General features: G+C 67.8%; 1 protein-coding gene. It reads left to right on the top strand.

Going from position 1 to position 788, the window contains the following annotated elements; translation table 11 throughout:
- A partial coding sequence (locus ADS46_RS18900; RefSeq protein ID WP_199825241.1) for a hypothetical protein occupies positions 1-788 on the top strand: 788 nt, incomplete at both ends.

Here is a 788-nt window from a genome sequence, read left to right on the forward strand (position 1 = left end):
AGCGAGAACGACGCCATCAGCTTCGACCTGGTGACCACGGACAGCGACAACGACGTGGCGCGCAGCACCCACACGGTGAGCGTGGTCGACGGCGACGGCCCGACCCCGGGCGACAGCAGCGGCGAAGGCGCAACCCTCAGCCTCACGCTGACCGATGCCGACACCGAAGGCACTGACACCGACACTACGTCCGGTGACCTGGCCTTCACCGCCGGTAGCGACGACCTCACCACGTTCGCCTTCGGCGACACCGACGGCCTCACGGTCAACGGCCTGGACGGCGACCTGACCTGGACCACCGACACCGGCGGCAACCTGGTGGGCAGCCTGAACGGTAACGACGTCCTCCGACTGAGCCTGTCCAACACCGGCACGATCAACGCCCAGACCAGCGGCAGCGTCACGGTGACCGCTGAGCTGCTCAGCGCGCTGCCCCACGACACCAGCGTTGACGAACTGACCATCAACGGCCTGAACGTCGTTGCCAGCGAAGCCGATGGCGACAGCGCCACGGCCACGGTCAACATGACCGTCAACGACGCCCAGCCCGAGAACAGCCTGAGCGGCCCTGCTGAGGCCACCGAAGGCGGTGACGTCATCGACGGCACCTGGACACAAGACGTCGGCGCCGACGGCGCGGGCAGCACCGCGGTTGAGTTCGGCGGTGAAAGCTACGCCCTGGGCGAGGCCATCGACACCGGCAGCGGCACGCTGACGGTCAACAGTGACGGCACCTGGACCTTCGCGGGCGGCACCAACGTCAGCGAGAACGACGCCATCAGCTTCGA

Origin of the sequence: Halomonas sp. G11 (assembly GCF_001663515.1) — a bacterium.
Classification (GTDB): Bacteria; Pseudomonadota; Gammaproteobacteria; order Pseudomonadales; family Halomonadaceae; genus Vreelandella.